Annotated in this window: 22 protein-coding genes; 2 read left to right on the forward strand and 20 right to left on the reverse strand. The window is 46.7% G+C overall.

From position 1 onward, the window contains the following. Positions 1-137 precede the first annotated feature (137 nt). Both H8K36_RS11120 and H8K36_RS11125 read left to right on the forward strand, forming a co-directional pair. Positions 138-842 (forward strand): 2OG-Fe(II) oxygenase, encoded by a 705-nt coding sequence (locus tag H8K36_RS11120; RefSeq protein WP_230404547.1) that lies wholly within the window; start codon positions 138-140, stop codon positions 840-842. A 125-nt stretch (positions 843-967) separates the two neighbouring features. Next, a complete protein-coding gene (locus H8K36_RS11125) occupies positions 968-2,530 on the forward strand; it encodes a S41 family peptidase (RefSeq protein WP_186916413.1) in 1,563 nt (520 codons plus the stop codon). Positions 2,531-2,599: 69 nt separating this feature from the next. On the opposite strand, the gene H8K36_RS11130 is transcribed toward H8K36_RS11125, so the two are convergent. The 20 genes from H8K36_RS11130 to H8K36_RS11225 all read right to left on the reverse strand — a co-directional run bounded on the left by H8K36_RS11130 (position 2,600) and on the right by H8K36_RS11225 (position 14,691). Continuing rightward, the gene (locus H8K36_RS11130) at positions 2,600-2,959 is read right to left on the reverse strand and encodes a hypothetical protein (protein WP_186916412.1); all 360 of its coding nucleotides are present in this window, start codon (positions 2,957-2,959) and stop codon (positions 2,600-2,602) included. 89 nt (positions 2,960-3,048) lie between these two features. Continuing rightward, positions 3,049-3,420 carry a hypothetical protein gene (locus tag H8K36_RS11135; RefSeq protein ID WP_186916411.1) on the reverse strand — a complete coding sequence of 124 codons (372 nt, stop codon included), beginning with the start codon at positions 3,418-3,420 and terminating at the stop codon, positions 3,049-3,051. A gap of 69 nt (positions 3,421-3,489) precedes the next feature. Further along, positions 3,490-4,011 carry a hypothetical protein gene (locus H8K36_RS11140; RefSeq protein WP_186916410.1) on the reverse strand — a complete coding sequence of 174 codons (522 nt, stop codon included), beginning with the start codon at positions 4,009-4,011 and terminating at the stop codon, positions 3,490-3,492. 95 nt (positions 4,012-4,106) lie between these two features. Further along, complete coding sequence (locus tag H8K36_RS11145) at positions 4,107-4,481, reverse strand: hypothetical protein (RefSeq protein WP_186916409.1); 375 nt, start codon at positions 4,479-4,481, stop codon at positions 4,107-4,109. A 109-nt stretch (positions 4,482-4,590) separates the two neighbouring features. Further along, complete coding sequence (locus tag H8K36_RS11150) at positions 4,591-5,205, reverse strand: hypothetical protein (RefSeq protein WP_186916408.1); 615 nt, start codon at positions 5,203-5,205, stop codon at positions 4,591-4,593. A 133-nt stretch (positions 5,206-5,338) separates the two neighbouring features. Beyond that, positions 5,339-5,803, reverse strand: a complete 465-nt coding sequence (locus H8K36_RS11155; protein WP_186916407.1) for a hypothetical protein — start codon at positions 5,801-5,803, stop codon at positions 5,339-5,341. A gap of 88 nt (positions 5,804-5,891) precedes the next feature. Next, on the reverse strand, positions 5,892-6,167 hold the full coding sequence (locus H8K36_RS11160; RefSeq protein ID WP_186916406.1) for a hypothetical protein: 276 nt from the start codon (positions 6,165-6,167) through the stop codon (positions 5,892-5,894). Positions 6,168-6,200: 33 nt separating this feature from the next. Then, positions 6,201-6,575: a hypothetical protein gene (locus H8K36_RS11165; protein ID WP_186916405.1), complete on the reverse strand. Its 375-nt coding sequence runs from the start codon at positions 6,573-6,575 to the stop codon at positions 6,201-6,203. Between the two features lie 66 nt (positions 6,576-6,641). After that, the gene (locus H8K36_RS11170; protein WP_186916404.1) at positions 6,642-6,920 is read right to left on the reverse strand and encodes a hypothetical protein; all 279 of its coding nucleotides are present in this window, start codon (positions 6,918-6,920) and stop codon (positions 6,642-6,644) included. 180 nt (positions 6,921-7,100) lie between these two features. Next, complete coding sequence (locus tag H8K36_RS11175; RefSeq protein ID WP_186916403.1) at positions 7,101-7,520, reverse strand: hypothetical protein; 420 nt, start codon at positions 7,518-7,520, stop codon at positions 7,101-7,103. Positions 7,521-7,618: 98 nt separating this feature from the next. Further along, complete coding sequence (locus H8K36_RS11180) at positions 7,619-7,876, reverse strand: hypothetical protein (protein ID WP_186916402.1); 258 nt, start codon at positions 7,874-7,876, stop codon at positions 7,619-7,621. Between the two features lie 122 nt (positions 7,877-7,998). Continuing rightward, the gene (locus H8K36_RS11185) at positions 7,999-8,373 is read right to left on the reverse strand and encodes a hypothetical protein (RefSeq protein ID WP_186916401.1); all 375 of its coding nucleotides are present in this window, start codon (positions 8,371-8,373) and stop codon (positions 7,999-8,001) included. A 102-nt stretch (positions 8,374-8,475) separates the two neighbouring features. After that, positions 8,476-9,021, reverse strand: a complete 546-nt coding sequence (locus tag H8K36_RS11190; RefSeq protein ID WP_186916400.1) for a hypothetical protein — start codon at positions 9,019-9,021, stop codon at positions 8,476-8,478. Between the two features lie 106 nt (positions 9,022-9,127). Then, positions 9,128-9,466: a hypothetical protein gene (locus tag H8K36_RS11195; protein WP_186916399.1), complete on the reverse strand. Its 339-nt coding sequence runs from the start codon at positions 9,464-9,466 to the stop codon at positions 9,128-9,130. Between the two features lie 104 nt (positions 9,467-9,570). Further along, positions 9,571-9,930, reverse strand: coding sequence for a hypothetical protein (locus H8K36_RS11200; RefSeq protein ID WP_186916398.1), 360 nt, complete (start codon positions 9,928-9,930; stop codon positions 9,571-9,573). A 137-nt stretch (positions 9,931-10,067) separates the two neighbouring features. After that, on the reverse strand, positions 10,068-10,445 hold the full coding sequence (locus tag H8K36_RS11205) for a hypothetical protein (RefSeq protein WP_186916397.1): 378 nt from the start codon (positions 10,443-10,445) through the stop codon (positions 10,068-10,070). A gap of 151 nt (positions 10,446-10,596) precedes the next feature. After that, positions 10,597-10,800, reverse strand: coding sequence for a hypothetical protein (locus tag H8K36_RS11210; protein ID WP_186916396.1), 204 nt, complete (start codon positions 10,798-10,800; stop codon positions 10,597-10,599). Positions 10,801-11,059: 259 nt separating this feature from the next. Beyond that, positions 11,060-11,773, reverse strand: coding sequence for a tetratricopeptide repeat protein (locus H8K36_RS11215; protein ID WP_186916395.1), 714 nt, complete (start codon positions 11,771-11,773; stop codon positions 11,060-11,062). Positions 11,774-11,984: 211 nt separating this feature from the next. Then, the gene (locus tag H8K36_RS11220) at positions 11,985-13,160 is read right to left on the reverse strand and encodes an IS91 family transposase (RefSeq protein WP_186916394.1); all 1,176 of its coding nucleotides are present in this window, start codon (positions 13,158-13,160) and stop codon (positions 11,985-11,987) included. 355 nt (positions 13,161-13,515) lie between these two features. Next, complete coding sequence (locus tag H8K36_RS11225) at positions 13,516-14,691, reverse strand: IS91 family transposase (protein ID WP_186916394.1); 1,176 nt, start codon at positions 14,689-14,691, stop codon at positions 13,516-13,518. Positions 14,692-14,873: the final 182 nt, after the last annotated feature.

A 14,873-nucleotide genomic window follows, 5' to 3' on the forward strand; every position in this document is an offset into this window, starting at 1 on the left:
TATTTGGTTAACCTACGCAAAATCTAACGGCACGAGCCTCCGTATCTGTATTGCGATAACAAACCAGTCTTTGCGCCTATTGTGTTTAACGAAGAGATCGTAGATCAAGCCTTTGTTTTCGTACGTCGAAGCTTGATATGCTGTATGGTGCACTGACGCTGCTTCGTGGCGCATTCACTGAAAGCACCATCCTCATGGTCGCACTGAGTAGTTCACCGATGTTACCCAACTCTTATTTCGACGATGCCATGAGATTGCGCCTGTTACACAATCTCAACACTCAGGCTTGGTCGCAACATAGCCTGTTTTTACCGGAAACCTTACGTGCCGATCTGGCCGATGAGTGCAATGCCATGCAATTAAGCGGTGCTTTGCGGGAAGCGGGTATGGGCCACGCACTTTCCCGTATTACAGACTCAACACTACGTGGCGACCAGATTTTATGGCTAGAAGCGGGGCGATCGCAGGCGTGTGATCGCTATCTGGCAATCATGGAAGACTTGCGCTTGGTCTTGAATCGCCATTTGTTTCTGGGCTTAGAAAGTTTCGAAAGTCACTTCGCATTTTATGCGCCCGGCACTGCATACACGGTACATCGCGATCAATTCCATGACGATGATAGTCGCGTGATTTCTGTCGTTATTTATCTCAACCAAGACTGGTTGCCAGAGGAAGGTGGCGCTCTGCGCCTACACCCGATCGATGCTGCAGCAGAAGATGTCGTGCCAACAGGCGCGCATATGGTTTTGTTCTTGTCAGCGGAGATGCGACATGAGGTCTTGCCATCGACACGTAATAGAATATCGCTGGCGGGTTGGTTTCGGCGTCGACCGGTAGATTAGAGACACCGACCAATTTGTTTGCAGGCAAAGGCCGCTTTAGCAAAACAATACGCAGGCTTTTCGGTATGATCTGATCCTTGGTCATGTGAGTTTCTTGAAACGCCCACCCACTGAATGCAGGAGCAATGATGAAGTCAACAGCTAAACGACTACTCGCTAAGACGAGCACAAGGGGACTTTTGTGCGGTTTAGTTTGCAGCGTATCGCTTGGCACGCTATTCGCTGCGCCTACCTATGTCTCTGCTGCCACAGTCACTCCTGTGAGCGAGCTCAGTGCAGACGCTGCAGCGCAAGACGTGCGCATCTTAAAGGCCTCACTGCTTGCGCTACACCCCGCTCTCACCAAATACCGCACGCAAGCCGAAGTCGATGAGGCCTTCGCACGCTTTGAACAACGCGGTAAAGCAGCAAGAACCAGCAGCATGATGTACTTGGCTGCCACTGAGCTCGCGGCAGCCATACGTTGTGGGCATACTTGGACCAACGTGTTAAATCAGAGCGGTGGCAGCAAGGCGGCCTTACTCGAAATCGCCAACAAACTACCGTTCACCATGACTCTTGTTGAAGACCGTTGGCTAGTGTTGGCCAGCGCGGTGCCGTCGATCAAGGCGGGTGACGAGATTGTGGCGGTCAATGGCATCAAAGCACATGACATGGTGCAAATGATGTTGCCGTACCTGCGAGCAGACGGCAGCAGTGATGGTAAGCGCTTGCGCCAACTCGGACATGATCGCAATGACTTCAGTCAAATGGATATCGTCTGGCCGCTATTATCGCCACCGCAAGCTGGGCATTACGATTTACAAATTCGTCGCTCGGTAAAAGCCAAAGATCAAGTCCTCACAATTCGAGAAAAAGCGATCACGATCGCTGCACGAAGCAAAATAGTAGAGCGCCACGCTTTGCCGAAGACCGATGAGACATGGCGCCTCAAAATTGAAAACCAAGTCGCATACCTGTATCTGCCAACTTTCTCTTTTTGGAACTCCAAGTTCGATTGGAATCAGTTTATTGACCAAAGCTTTGCAACAATGCAGGAGAAACATGTAACGCATCTCGTCATCGATATTAGGGACAATGAAGGTGGTGACGGTGCTATCGGCGGTAAGCTTCTAAGCCACTTGGTCAAGAAGCCTTTTCCATTTGTCTCAGATCAAGCGGTCACCAATTACGAACGCGTTCCCTACAAACTGGCTCGCTACTTAGATACCTGGGATTACAGTTTCTTTGACCGTACCGGCAAGGTTGAGAAAATCATGGAAGGCACAGCAAAAGGAAAGTATCTGGTAACAGCCCGCGCTGGCGTCGTGCAAACCATAGAACCAGTAGCTAAGCCATTCGAAGGAAAAGTTTTTTTGCTAGTGAGCGCAGAGAATAGTTCTGCGACCTTCCAACTCGCCAAGCTAACACAAGAAAGCGGTGCAGCAACCTTGGTCGGCCAACCAACGGGCGGCAATCAGCGTGGCTTAAATGGCGGTGAACTTACCTGGGTGAATCTACCTAACTCTGGGGTGGCGGTCGATATTCCACTATTGGCCACGCGTTATACCGAGACAACGCCAGATGCTAGCGTCACCCCAGACATCCAAATAAAACGCACTTTCGCCGCCCGCCAAGCTGGACGCGATTTGGAAATGGAAGCGGTGAATGCGATTATTCGGCAGGCTTCGGCTGGAAGTAATCCATAAAAGCCCTGCGCTTTACGGAGCGTACCCGCAATTCAGATTGATCGAAGTGGCGCGAACCTGAGCGCCATGTTAGACCCTTAGTTGCGCAGACTTTGCGGCACGCAGAAGCAGATAACCAAGCAATACCGAAAGTATCGAAGCAAGAAGTGCCAGCCCGATTTCGATGCGAAGAAATGGATAAGGATCCGTTACACTTGGTTCAAATGCGAAAGCGGATGGGTGTATCACAATCCCGAGTTGCAGCAATAAGTGGAATATGCGAGAAAGAAATGAGTAAACTGCCGACATGGCCAAGACACTGAGGATCAGAAAGATCCAAGGACGTTGAACTTTCTTCCACCACGCAATAGAGCATCCTAGGCTAATTCCGAGCGGCACAAAAGTGCCCAAAATACTAAGGACTAAGGATGAAGTTGCGATATCAAACATTGTGTTCCTTACATAGATTTGATTGCTGCGCGTACCAATCAGCATATTTGAGGGAAGAGCTTCGACGCACGGTACTTTCGAGAGTCATGTTAGTTACTCTCTTGAATTTGAGCGCATTCTTCTTCCGGTGTTGAAATTTGATAAATCGTAATAATGAAGCTGGCGCCTACTGTCACCACTTTTTCCAATGTTCCCAGAGATATCTCGGCTTTATAGTGCGGTCGCACATTACCACTTTCAAAACCAAAATCAAACGTTTTTGACTTTGCTCTATTCCATAATTCTTTGAGTTCGATAGGAAGCTTAGCAATCTCTTCGACAAAAAACTTGGCGCAGTTTTCTGGCGTCTTTTCCTCCTCGCTAAGCCAGCATGGCTCTAATCTCAAATAAAACAGACCATCTACGCATTGATTTCCAAGAACAAATGCCGGCTCTTCAAAATAATTTGCCAACGGCGTCAAGTCTTCTTCCGAGACGATATCAACATCAAGCGTGATAAAAGTTGGTGGATTGCATGATTCCATAGGCAACTAACGCAGCGGTGAGCGAATGGCCGCACACAAATTAATAAAGTACTTCGCCATTTTGCGGGCAGTTCGGTTGCCCCTCTTATCAGGCATCTTTCCACTTAGGCTGAATGTTGGGCATGAGCTTGAGGCACCTTTGCAGTAAGCATAGACAAGCGAAAGTTCGTTTTGAACGGATGAGAGATGGCTCAGCTCTGGTACCGGCTGTTGATCACAGTCTCGTTCGCAAACAAGATTCCAAGATTGGGTATCTCGCAGCAGCTTACCCAACGACAGCTCAAACGCTTCTGCGCTTGGCCAAGCATACTTTCGATTTGGATCAAGATTTGGCAAGAGGTTGATTGTCAGACCATTGCCTCTTTTTTGATGGGTCACATTACCAACGAGTATTCCGGAGTAGTAACAAAGGAGCTCGTCGGTTGTCCCGAATGCAGATTCAAATGCGCGAACCTCTAACCCCACTGGGGTTTCAAAAAGACGCAGCCAGAACGAATCAGGGGCGTAGACGTATGGCTTTTCGTTCATAGAACTCTAACGTAACGGTGAGCGGATAGCCGCGCACGAATGGATAAAATACAGAGTCGCATTGAGGCCAGTCCAACCGACGATTTCATTATGTTCTACTTTCCCCATTTTATCGATTTAAATCCATCCTCACGCTCATAAAATGCCTTAACACCAATCGCTTCAGCGATAAGAAAAATATCTACTAAATGTTGGGGAGTCATTTCTTCACCACCCAAACATAATCGAATCTCTTCTATTTTGTATTTTTTCTTTTCTTCAATTAACGTAGCCTCTAATTCTTGAGGTAGCCAAGCTTTTCCTCGCCACACATACTTACCATCGACGGCTACAGTAACATCTATAGCTGACCTCGTGGTCGTCGTAACTTGCTCCAAATGAGCTGGCTCTATTTGCCTAGGCTCCATTGATTTTTCTGGCGTAGTGCAGGCGGAAAGTGCTAAAAGAAACAAAGTAGTAATTAATTTCATGAATTTCCTTACGATACCTAATTCTGAGTTGTGCGACGCTCGCATCGATTATTAAAACATGGCGAGGCGCTATCCCGTGCTTCCGCTACTAGTGTCAGGTTATATGTCTTTATCGATTCCAGCGATGGTTACCCCAAACTAAGGTACCGTCGACGATAAGCCGCCCAGCGCACTGCGGGTAACCAGGTGGGTTGGTCTTAACATTTTGCATTATCGATCTAATGTCGATTTTCTTAAAGTCATCTAGAACTTCTACAGGCACGGGATTCAAGTCTGGCAACGAATAATAGATAAATTCGCCGAGCGACATAAATAGCCAATCTTCAACTGATTGCTCGTCTTCAAGAGGTCTAAAATGACTAGTAGACTTGGCCATTTCGACAAAGCGAGCCGAGTCTCTTAGTTTCCAACCGCAATATTCCAAAACCTCGCTCGTATCGATTCCCATACAACTAGAAAGCCAATCTACATTTTCTGTGCTCAGCAATTTTTCATTTTCATCGGTTAGTTGTTCAAGAATGAAACTGGCGACAAGTACCTCAAGTCGATGAATAACTAACGCGGGATGCTCACCACTACCGCCGCCGAGTACTAGATTTCGCGGTGAGCAAGAGAATTCAGCGTTACCCCATTTCCCGCATGTTTCAGTGACCAAAGGGTGATAAATCGGAAGGTATCCAAGATTCCCTAGGTATTCATGATCAAAGGTGTCGATGTAGCTCATTTTAAGATGCTGAACGTTTAGCTAAACGGAGTTGCGCGTAGTGCAGTTTAACCGAAGAGCAAATGGTTGAAAAAGTTTTGAACGCCGTGATATTAAGATGCGCAGATCCTGACTTGAGCGTAATGATTAGAAATCATTTATTGCCTACGGAAGCGTGATAATCGGCAGGGTTAAAATGCCCAGACGTTACGAAGAATGTTTTCATGTTCTGTACAACTAACAATCGAAATGCTGATTCAAGCTCCGGTCGTTTTGGGCTGAAGTGAATCCAGTAGACCTTATCTTGTGCAGTTAGATTTCCTAGTTGCCACCAGCTAGCCTCACTCTCAACCAACCTTACTATACCGAGAATTTCTGGTGACAAGGTTCTGACTTGTTGAAGCTGATGCTCAGAGATAAATTTTTCGACGAGCTCTGGCTTCGTGTCGAACATAAAGTACATTGGGCAGTGCAGGCAGGATGCTTTCCCACCTCGGAGATTGTGGATCTCTTCCTGCTTTACGGATACGCCATGCGATTTGAACATGGCCTCTGCGTTGAAGTCGCTGCAACCGCTCAACATCAAAAATAGCAAGACCTTTACTAGTGAGCTGCTCATGTCAGAATCCATAGATGTCTAACGCAAATTTGAGCCGCACGTGCTTGCGCATCCCGCGGAACGAGGTGGAGCGAAATCGGATGTCTGCTTATGCATCTTTTCCAATCATTTTGTCAAATTTATCTGTAAATTCGGCGCCGAGTAGAGTGTCGGGAAATTTCAAAGCTTTGATCGCATCAAGAACATCAAAAGACTTATCATCAAGCACGGCTAAGGCTTGATTGTGTAAGGCATATGCGAGATGAGCAGCCTGACGAACCGGCATGTCTCCATCATTCTCGCTCCCGAGATAGCCGCTGAGAAGCAAACGAATCTCGTACAGCGCTAGTGCAATGACCTTTGCTTGATCGCTATTTTCCTGCATAGAAACTCCTTGATGCATATCGTTTAATTCTCACTACGTAGCGTACGAATAAGGTTCGACCTGTAGGTACGGTTGCACCCACAATCGAAAACCATAGGGGGCTGCTGACGATTCGTCGTAGCGGCCAGCGAACGCCTTAGGAGCCGAGAACTCCATGCAGCGGCCGCGCTTGTCTTGAACAACGCGAACTGCTTGACACTCAAGCAGCTGAAGGTTGATGAACGGCTCGGACTGGTGCCCGCAACTGATCTTCAAAGAAACGTCTCCATCACAGGGATAGACGGCGAGTTCCAGCCGGACACCACTCCGTTCAAGTCGATACAAGTAAGACGTTCCGTACTCGCCCTCAACAGGAACGACTTCCAGCAGATCGAGAACATCGACGGGATTCCATGCTAGCGCTGGCATATGGGGCCTCTCAATGAAGGATAAAGCCTCACGCGGTTCCCGCTTTGTAGAAGGGGATTGTTCGCGTTACGCACGGAAGGCCTGCGCAATGGACATAGCAATTGCAACTGCACCTAACCAGGCACCGACGCGCTTGATTAGCGCGGTGTCTAATGTTCTCGCATTGGCTGTTTGGCTATAACTGAAGCCAACTACAAACGCATGGGCTGGAAGAACCACCACAAGCAGGAATGCCACCACCAAACTCATGGTGTCGTTGCCAAAGTGGGACCAAAGTAAGGGCATGACTATCCCTGTGAAGGCCCCTGCAATTGCCGCACTGATCGGTGTAGGTGTGATTTTCACGGTGTCGTATCCATCTTTCTTGAGAACGAAAAGCTAGGGTTGTGTGCGCTGCTACTGAGAATGAGATGGCACATTTGAATGCTTGAGGCCTGACGCAAAGTTGAAAGGCATGCGCGCCAATCTATAAATTTTAACAGAGCGCTTCATCGTGCATCATTTTTGAATGTCATGTTAGGTCAGTCACCAATTCTTCGTAATATCAACTGAATTTCCGTCGAGATTTAATTGATACGATTCGAATCCCTGCTTATCCGTCAAAAGTTTAAGTTCATTCCCATTTGAAAATCGGAACACAATTTCGTTATCAGGCAATTTTTCAAAGGCAGTAATTACTTGCCCAAGCAGTACAGTTAAACAACCACTTTTTTCGCCTAAATCCTCGTTGGATGTCTTTTGGGTACACCGGTCTAAATCCCACAATTCATAGCCAGATTCGATGTCAATTGCAGCACCTTTCTCCCATTTATCAAACAACTCCGCTCCCATCATGCGTTTATAGAAATTAATTCGAACATGTTGACTACCAATACATATTTGAGTCACCTCTTGCCCGATGAAACTGTTTAAGGGAAAGTCTGATGGGATCGGGAAGCCTGCCATTTTTTTAAACCTAACACTGAATTGAAATGCGCGCGAAAATTAGGAAAATTTGTGGATGCGCAAAATCCGCCCGACATTTTCAAATGAACTGTTGTGCATTACTTTTGCGATGCCTTATTTTTCAATTGAATATCAAAACCAAATAATGCAGCTGTAAGAAAAGTTATCCAAAAACCGGCCCCGATAATGACATAAGGGCCAAACCAATAGGACATTATTTGATGTAGAACGCCGTCATGGTTTAAAGTTCCGATAGTCAATAGAGTAACGCACAATAAACAAGCTAATAGACTGATTATCACCATGCTAGTGGTTACTGATTTTGATGTATGTTGTGTTTTCTCTTGAATATCCATCTTGGAACTCCGTTCGATATGAACTTGATGTGATCGATGCCTAACGTAACGGTGAGCGGAGGGCCGTCCACAAATTTATAAAATATGCAGCCGCATCGCGGCCAGTCCGATCGACCATCAAGTTAGGGAATACTTGGATCATCGTTCTCTTTTATGATTTCAATGTGCTGCTTCACTTCTTTCTCTGATGCCCAATTTCGAAACTCATCTTGAGTAAGGAGCCGAATTACCTCGGGTGAATAAACAACTTTTGCACGCCAATTTGTTATCCAGTCTGATCGTATAATCATTTTAGAAAATTTCTTTGAGCCGCGATGTCTGCCAACCACAACAATTTTCTCGTAGCCATCTCCCCACTTTACAGGCAAACAGAACACTTTTGTCCCCGCCGAAAAGTGCTTGGTGCCAGCTCTTTCTTCGAGCCCATTTGGACCATAAAAGCGTTTATCTTTTATGTTCCCAACAAGACACCACTGTGATGAAATTTGGTTCGCCAATGAAGGTCCCTAACGCTGAATTGAAAGGCCCGCGCACCGATCAAAAAAGTTTGTAAAGGCGCTTAGTCGCGCGTCATTTTCGAATGCTATGTTAGTCACGCTTCACCATTTAGAAAGCTCATAGACAACTTCATCTTCAGAAGGATCGTCAGGCAGAAATCCGCAAAAAGTTTCAAGCAGTACCGCGTGCTGGCTGTTTTGCGACGCAATGGCCACTTCTTCGAAATCATTTAAGGACAGCATTTTATATGCCTCAAGTGCATCGGAAACTTTAAGGACATATCCCGGAAAATTCGATACCCATGAAGTTGTCCCATCAAACGAAACTCCATTACCGCCCCCAAGTACAAAAACGTATTCGTCCTCTGGTAGCTCCGATGCCCAGCGAAAGAAATGCTCTAGTGCTTTTTCTTTGGAAGAGGTCATCATTGTTTTTGTGCCGACCGTGGGCAAATCGATAAGCTTTTGAAGCTCAATGGATTGATGAATAATTGGCGAAAAAAATTCTGAGAGCTCAGGATGATAGATTACCTTTGCTCCCTCAAAGATCGTCTTCAACTTTCCAGGCAACGATGACACAAATTCACTTGCAGCATTTCGCTGAGAATTTTTTGTTGCAAGATCGAAGAGCTTTCTATTCGTGTGCATCTTAGTGACTAATACCCAAATATGGGGCCGCAATGTAGGCGCGAAGCGCCGGAATGAAGGTCCCAGCCGCTCAGCGGCGACATTATTTGTTTGTTATGTGTTTAATTTAGGATTTCCATCTCAGTTCGGAGTTGAGAGCTGAAAAATTAGCACTGAAAGACTCGATAAATTCACAGATTTCCGGATCTGGCTTTTTAATACATTTGAACTCGACAATACTCTTTGCATTTTTATTATGCTGGTCCGAGTTGAGATAACCTAGATATGTTTCGAGCTTTTCAGAAATTAAATGTCGGATTTCATCCGTATTTTCCAGGTGCTTAATTACTACTATTGGCAATAGAACAGCGCCATCTTTGTAATCGATTTTCATATCTATTTGATCTAATCTTTGAATTGCTGGGCCGCTTAAAAATTTGCTGACCACCTGCATTAACAATCCCATGGTTTACTCCTGGTTAAAACAAATAACGCCGAATTGAAAGGCGTGCACACCTAACAGTAAGTTTTAAACAAGCGCTTGCTCGCGCGTCATTTTCGAATGTCATGTTAGCGACTCATCTTTCCCAGTTTAACCAGCAACTCATAATACAATTCACCTTCAGTTTCATAAATTGGAATAATAGCGCCAGTCTCTTTACTAACAAAAAATATCCCAAACGTCATTGGACGTGGGGTGACTACGCCACATCCACCAACTTTAACGTCCAGCAACGGTTTAGGTTTTCCAACAAACACTTTCGTGACGAGCAGATTCAAATTTTGTGTTTGAGTTACATCAGTAAACCATCGTTGATTGTCACCTCTCGATAGACTCTTTAGCCTATCTTTCTCATATCCAATGAGATGAACTCCGGAAACTTCACCGATAAAAATTTCAGAATACTTCTCCCAATTTTCGTCGGGCATTAATTTCGCCATGCATGCGTGTGCTTGGCCGTAGAGCATAAGTACAATAGCAAAGATTATTTTTCTCATTTTTTGATCGCTAACGTTTGAGTTGTGTGGCGGCGAAGCCGTCTGAAACGGACGACCAGTTATATGATTTACGCATCGAAATATCCATCTCTTGCCACGCCGATAGCTTCAAAATATCTTCCGTTTTCGTCACTTTCGTTTTCTGGCAGAATACCCCGCCAAAGACTGATTTGCAATTTCGGATAAATATAGCTATATCCTGTTTCAGTATCGTCTTCTTCTAACTCGCCATATTTCGACATCAGCGCCACTGCTTCGATTGCCGTGATTCCATGAAGATTCTGCCCATCAAAATCTGCGATAAATTTCTCAGATCGAGCCATCTCAATAAATTCAACAGTTCCTGCTTTGTCAAAATCAATCATCAAACCAGATAGGAAACATTCACGATTTCCGTTTCTGTACTCAGGCTCCCCTAGAGCAGCATACACACTAGCACGCGCCATGTTGAACTCGACTGGGCCAACGCCAACGAGCGGCCGAATTACGAATTTCATCGCCGAGCTTCCTTACATATAACGTTGATTTGAAAGGCGCGCACGCCGATTTAAAATTTTACAAGAAGTGCTCAATCGCGCGTCATTTTCGAAAGTCATGTTAAGAGGCATGGTTACGCTCCAAGACTTTTGCAATTAAAGGCTGTGTATGCAGAACCTCAGGACTGAGGCGCATATCGTCACCTGAATGATGGAACTCGCCTTCGTCAAATGCTTGATAGACCGCAAATAAGATAGGGGGCACTTCATTGTCGGTTACTGCCCAAAAGTCAGGCGAAGTCGCAAGCAAGAAAAGTGAGTTCATAATGCAGCCCCCGCAATCATATGTCATCCTTCCGCCGGCATATTCGCGGGCAACGTGAAGCGCCACCATGTCGCAACACGCAAGCAACGACAGTTCGACCGATTCAGCAAAGAACCTCAGCTCTCGAACTTTAAGAGAACTGTTTTCCGCGGCATTGAGAATGTCAACGAGTTCGATGATTTTTGCCTCTTAACGCTAAATTGAGCGGCACGCGCTTGCGCGTCCGGCGGAACGAAGTGGAGCGAACTCGAATGTCATGTTAGTGCATCCCATTGTTTTGTGAGAAGAGACGTTCATACTCTTTCCCTTTCTCCGGTTGCCCCGATGCCATATAACAGGCCGCAAGCTCACCGTATAAAAAGTAAGAAGATGGGGCTTCATTGACAGATATTTGAAACATCTTGGCCGCGTCATCATACTTTTCTTCGTCGCGGAAAATATATCCTAGATCTTCAGCAATCGCGCTCTTTCTGGCGGAATTGGTCAATCCAACTTTGAGAATATCAATCCCAATAGCGGGATTTATCTTTGAGTAAAACAACTCATAAACGCCAAAGCAATCGATTGGTACTGCACAGATGATGTCACCGTTGAAGTTAAACGAATAGTCAACTCTAAGGTTTACTCCATCAAAAAAGTATACCAAATCGTTGATTCGTTCCGGTAATGATATGTCCAAGTAACAGTCTTGGACTTTACCATCAGGAAGTATATTTTTAGCTTTCACGATATAGAATCCTTCCCCCTCCATCAAAATATCGAGAGTAAGAGGTTCGACTTCCCAGTTCGAGTAATCGTTTTCTTCAGATCCGATCACGCGAAAGATGCTCGTTTCAGGACATTCGATGAAGGCTTGAATAAGTTTCATTTGATCGTTTTTGGAGATACTAGAACCTAGCACTAACGTTTTAGTTGTGCGGCACCCCGAAGGGGGAACCGCGTAGCGGTGTCCGCTACCAATGCCTTGTTGCACGGCGCGTCTACAGCTGGTTGCAAATTAGTTATGGAGATTTTAAGAGTTATCAGAACGAGAAGCAATCTGATTTATTCTTAAAATCAAAAGAATGTTGACGATCAAGTGGGCGATAGTTGGCGAGCATTGGAACAATATTCTCTGATGGAAATGAAAACGCGATAAACGTGGAAGTTGAGACGAGTTGAGATAAGCACGAATCAACAAAGTGCTACACATGTTGACCTCTTAATGGGCGCGGTCGTGGTGGATCATGATGCGGAGCGATGTTACGGACATGGCCGATAGTCGCACCACACAAAGTACAAACATGCGCAGTGGGTTGGGTGACGTGTTTCGCGTAATACGCTTGCCACGTCAATGGTTCAAGCTTGGTGATGGGCGCTTGACGGAATACGATACGTGCCAAATTCAATCGTGCTGTTTTACGCGGCGCGTACAAACCATAACCGCGCACCGTGTGTTTGCCTGGTTCGGGTACATGTTGCAACACCAGTTTCAGAAAACGTTCCGGCGTGTGCGCCGCGCAAACCGAGCGATACGAAGTAGCGCTATCACCATGCGGTGTATACGTAAAATTGACCTGCTGATGCGTGAGCCGAATCTGACCATCATGTAGCGGTCCACCGCGAACATAACGTGCCAAATAATGCACCAAGCCTTGACCATGATCGTAGCGGGTTTCAATGCGCACATTCCACTTCTTACGAAACAGGTGGTTCAAGCACGAATGCATGCGTTCATAACTCACATCATCGGGTAAGCGCAGCGTTTGCCGCTCGATGGCCCGTCGCAACAGCGCGAGTAATTTACCGCGAAATTTGGTCATCAGTACCCGTGCGGGTAATAAACAACTGCCTTTCGGTTGCTGCCAACCTGCGTCAGAGAGACCGCCATCGGTGATCAAACAATGCAAGTGCGGATGCAAAGAGAGGGAGCGTCCCCAGGTATGCAGAGCCATGAGATAACCAGGCTCAGCGCCAGCGAGTCGCCGCTCATCGTTAAGTAATTCTTGCAGACATTGACTGGCACATTGAAACAGTAATTCCATCATGGCGGCGGTGTTGAATTGCCATAACGTGTTTAATTCATGGGGGATGGTGAAGATGATGTGATAGTGCGGGCAATGCAGTAAGCGTTCGCGCTGTTGCTGCAACCAACGCGCCATCTGCAAGCCTTTACATTGTGGACAGCTACGATGCTTACAGGAGTTATACCAGACCCGTTCAATATGGCCTTGAGGGCAAGCCTGCACATGACCACCTAATGCAGCAGTACGACAGCGAGAAAGTTTATTCGCAGCGCGATACCAATGCGGCGGTAAGCGTTCAGTAGCAGCCAACTGCGAGAAATGGCGCTGAAAAAGACGCTGCAATGTACTGGCCATTGGTCACCTCTCTTAACGCAAAGAGCCAGTCAGCCGGCGCCTTACGCGTCCTCCCGCGCAGCGGGACTAGTGCAACGTTTTAGTTGTGCGGCACCCCGAAGGGGGAACCGCGTAGCGGTGTCCGCTACCAATGCCTTGTTGCACGGCGCGTCTACAGCTGGTTGCAAATTAGTTATGGAGATTTTAAGAGTTATCAGAACGAGAAGCAATCTGATTTATTCTTAAAATCAAAAGAATGTTGACGATCAAGTGGGCGATAGTTGGCGAGCATTGGAACAATATTCTCTGATGGAAATGAAAACGCGATAAACGTGGAAGTTGAGACGAGTTGAGATAAGCACGAATCAACAAAGTGCTACACATGTTGACCTCTTAATGGGCGCGGTCGTGGTGGATCATGATGCGGAGCGATGTTACGGACATGGCCGATAGTCGCACCACACAAAGTACAAACATGCGCAGTGGGTTGGGTGACGTGTTTCGCGTAATACGCTTGCCACGTCAATGGTTCAAGCTTGGTGATGGGCGCTTGACGGAATACGATACGTGCCAAATTCAATCGTGCTGTTTTACGCGGCGCGTACAAACCATAACCGCGCACCGTGTGTTTGCCTGGTTCGGGTACATGTTGCAACACCAGTTTCAGAAAACGTTCCGGCGTGTGCGCCGCGCAAACCGAGCGATACGAAGTAGCGCTATCACCATGCGGTGTATACGTAAAATTGACCTGCTGATGCGTGAGCCGAATCTGACCATCATGTAGCGGTCCACCGCGAACATAACGTGCCAAATAATGCACCAAGCCTTGACCATGATCGTAGCGGGTTTCAATGCGCACATTCCACTTCTTACGAAACAGGTGGTTCAAGCACGAATGCATGCGTTCATAACTCACATCATCGGGTAAGCGCAGCGTTTGCCGCTCGATGGCCCGTCGCAACAGCGCGAGTAATTTACCGCGAAATTTGGTCATCAGTACCCGTGCGGGTAATAAACAACTGCCTTTCGGTTGCTGCCAACCTGCGTCAGAGAGACCGCCATCGGTGATCAAACAATGCAAGTGCGGATGCAAAGAGAGGGAGCGTCCCCAGGTATGCAGAGCCATGAGATAACCAGGCTCAGCGCCAGCGAGTCGCCGCTCATCGTTAAGTAATTCTTGCAGACATTGACTGGCACATTGAAACAGTAATTCCATCATGGCGGCGGTGTTGAATTGCCATAACGTGTTTAATTCATGGGGGATGGTGAAGATGATGTGATAGTGCGGGCAATGCAGTAAGCGTTCGCGCTGTTGCTGCAACCAACGCGCCATCTGCAAGCCTTTACATTGTGGACAGCTACGATGCTTACAGGAGTTATACCAGACCCGTTCAATATGGCCTTGAGGGCAAGCCTGCACATGACCACCTAATGCAGCAGTACGACAGCGAGAAAGTTTATTCGCAGCGCGATACCAATGCGGCGGTAAGCGTTCAGTAGCAGCCAACTGCGAGAAATGGCGCTGAAAAAGACGCTGCAATGTACTGGCCATTGGTCACCTCTCTTAACGCAAAGAGCCAGTCAGCCGGCGCCTTACGCGTCCTCCCGCGCAGCGGGACTAGTGCAACTTGTTTTAAAGTGAAAGAAACCGAAGTTAACACAAACATGCAAATTGAGCAACGCGGTTTCAATTGGCTCGAAAGCCTTATGGTGCTTGGGTCTATTTTGTTAAAC

This window comes from Affinundibacterium nitidum (genome assembly GCF_014284155.1).
In the GTDB taxonomy this organism is placed as follows: Bacteria; Pseudomonadota; Gammaproteobacteria; order Burkholderiales; family Burkholderiaceae_D; genus Undibacterium; species Undibacterium nitidum.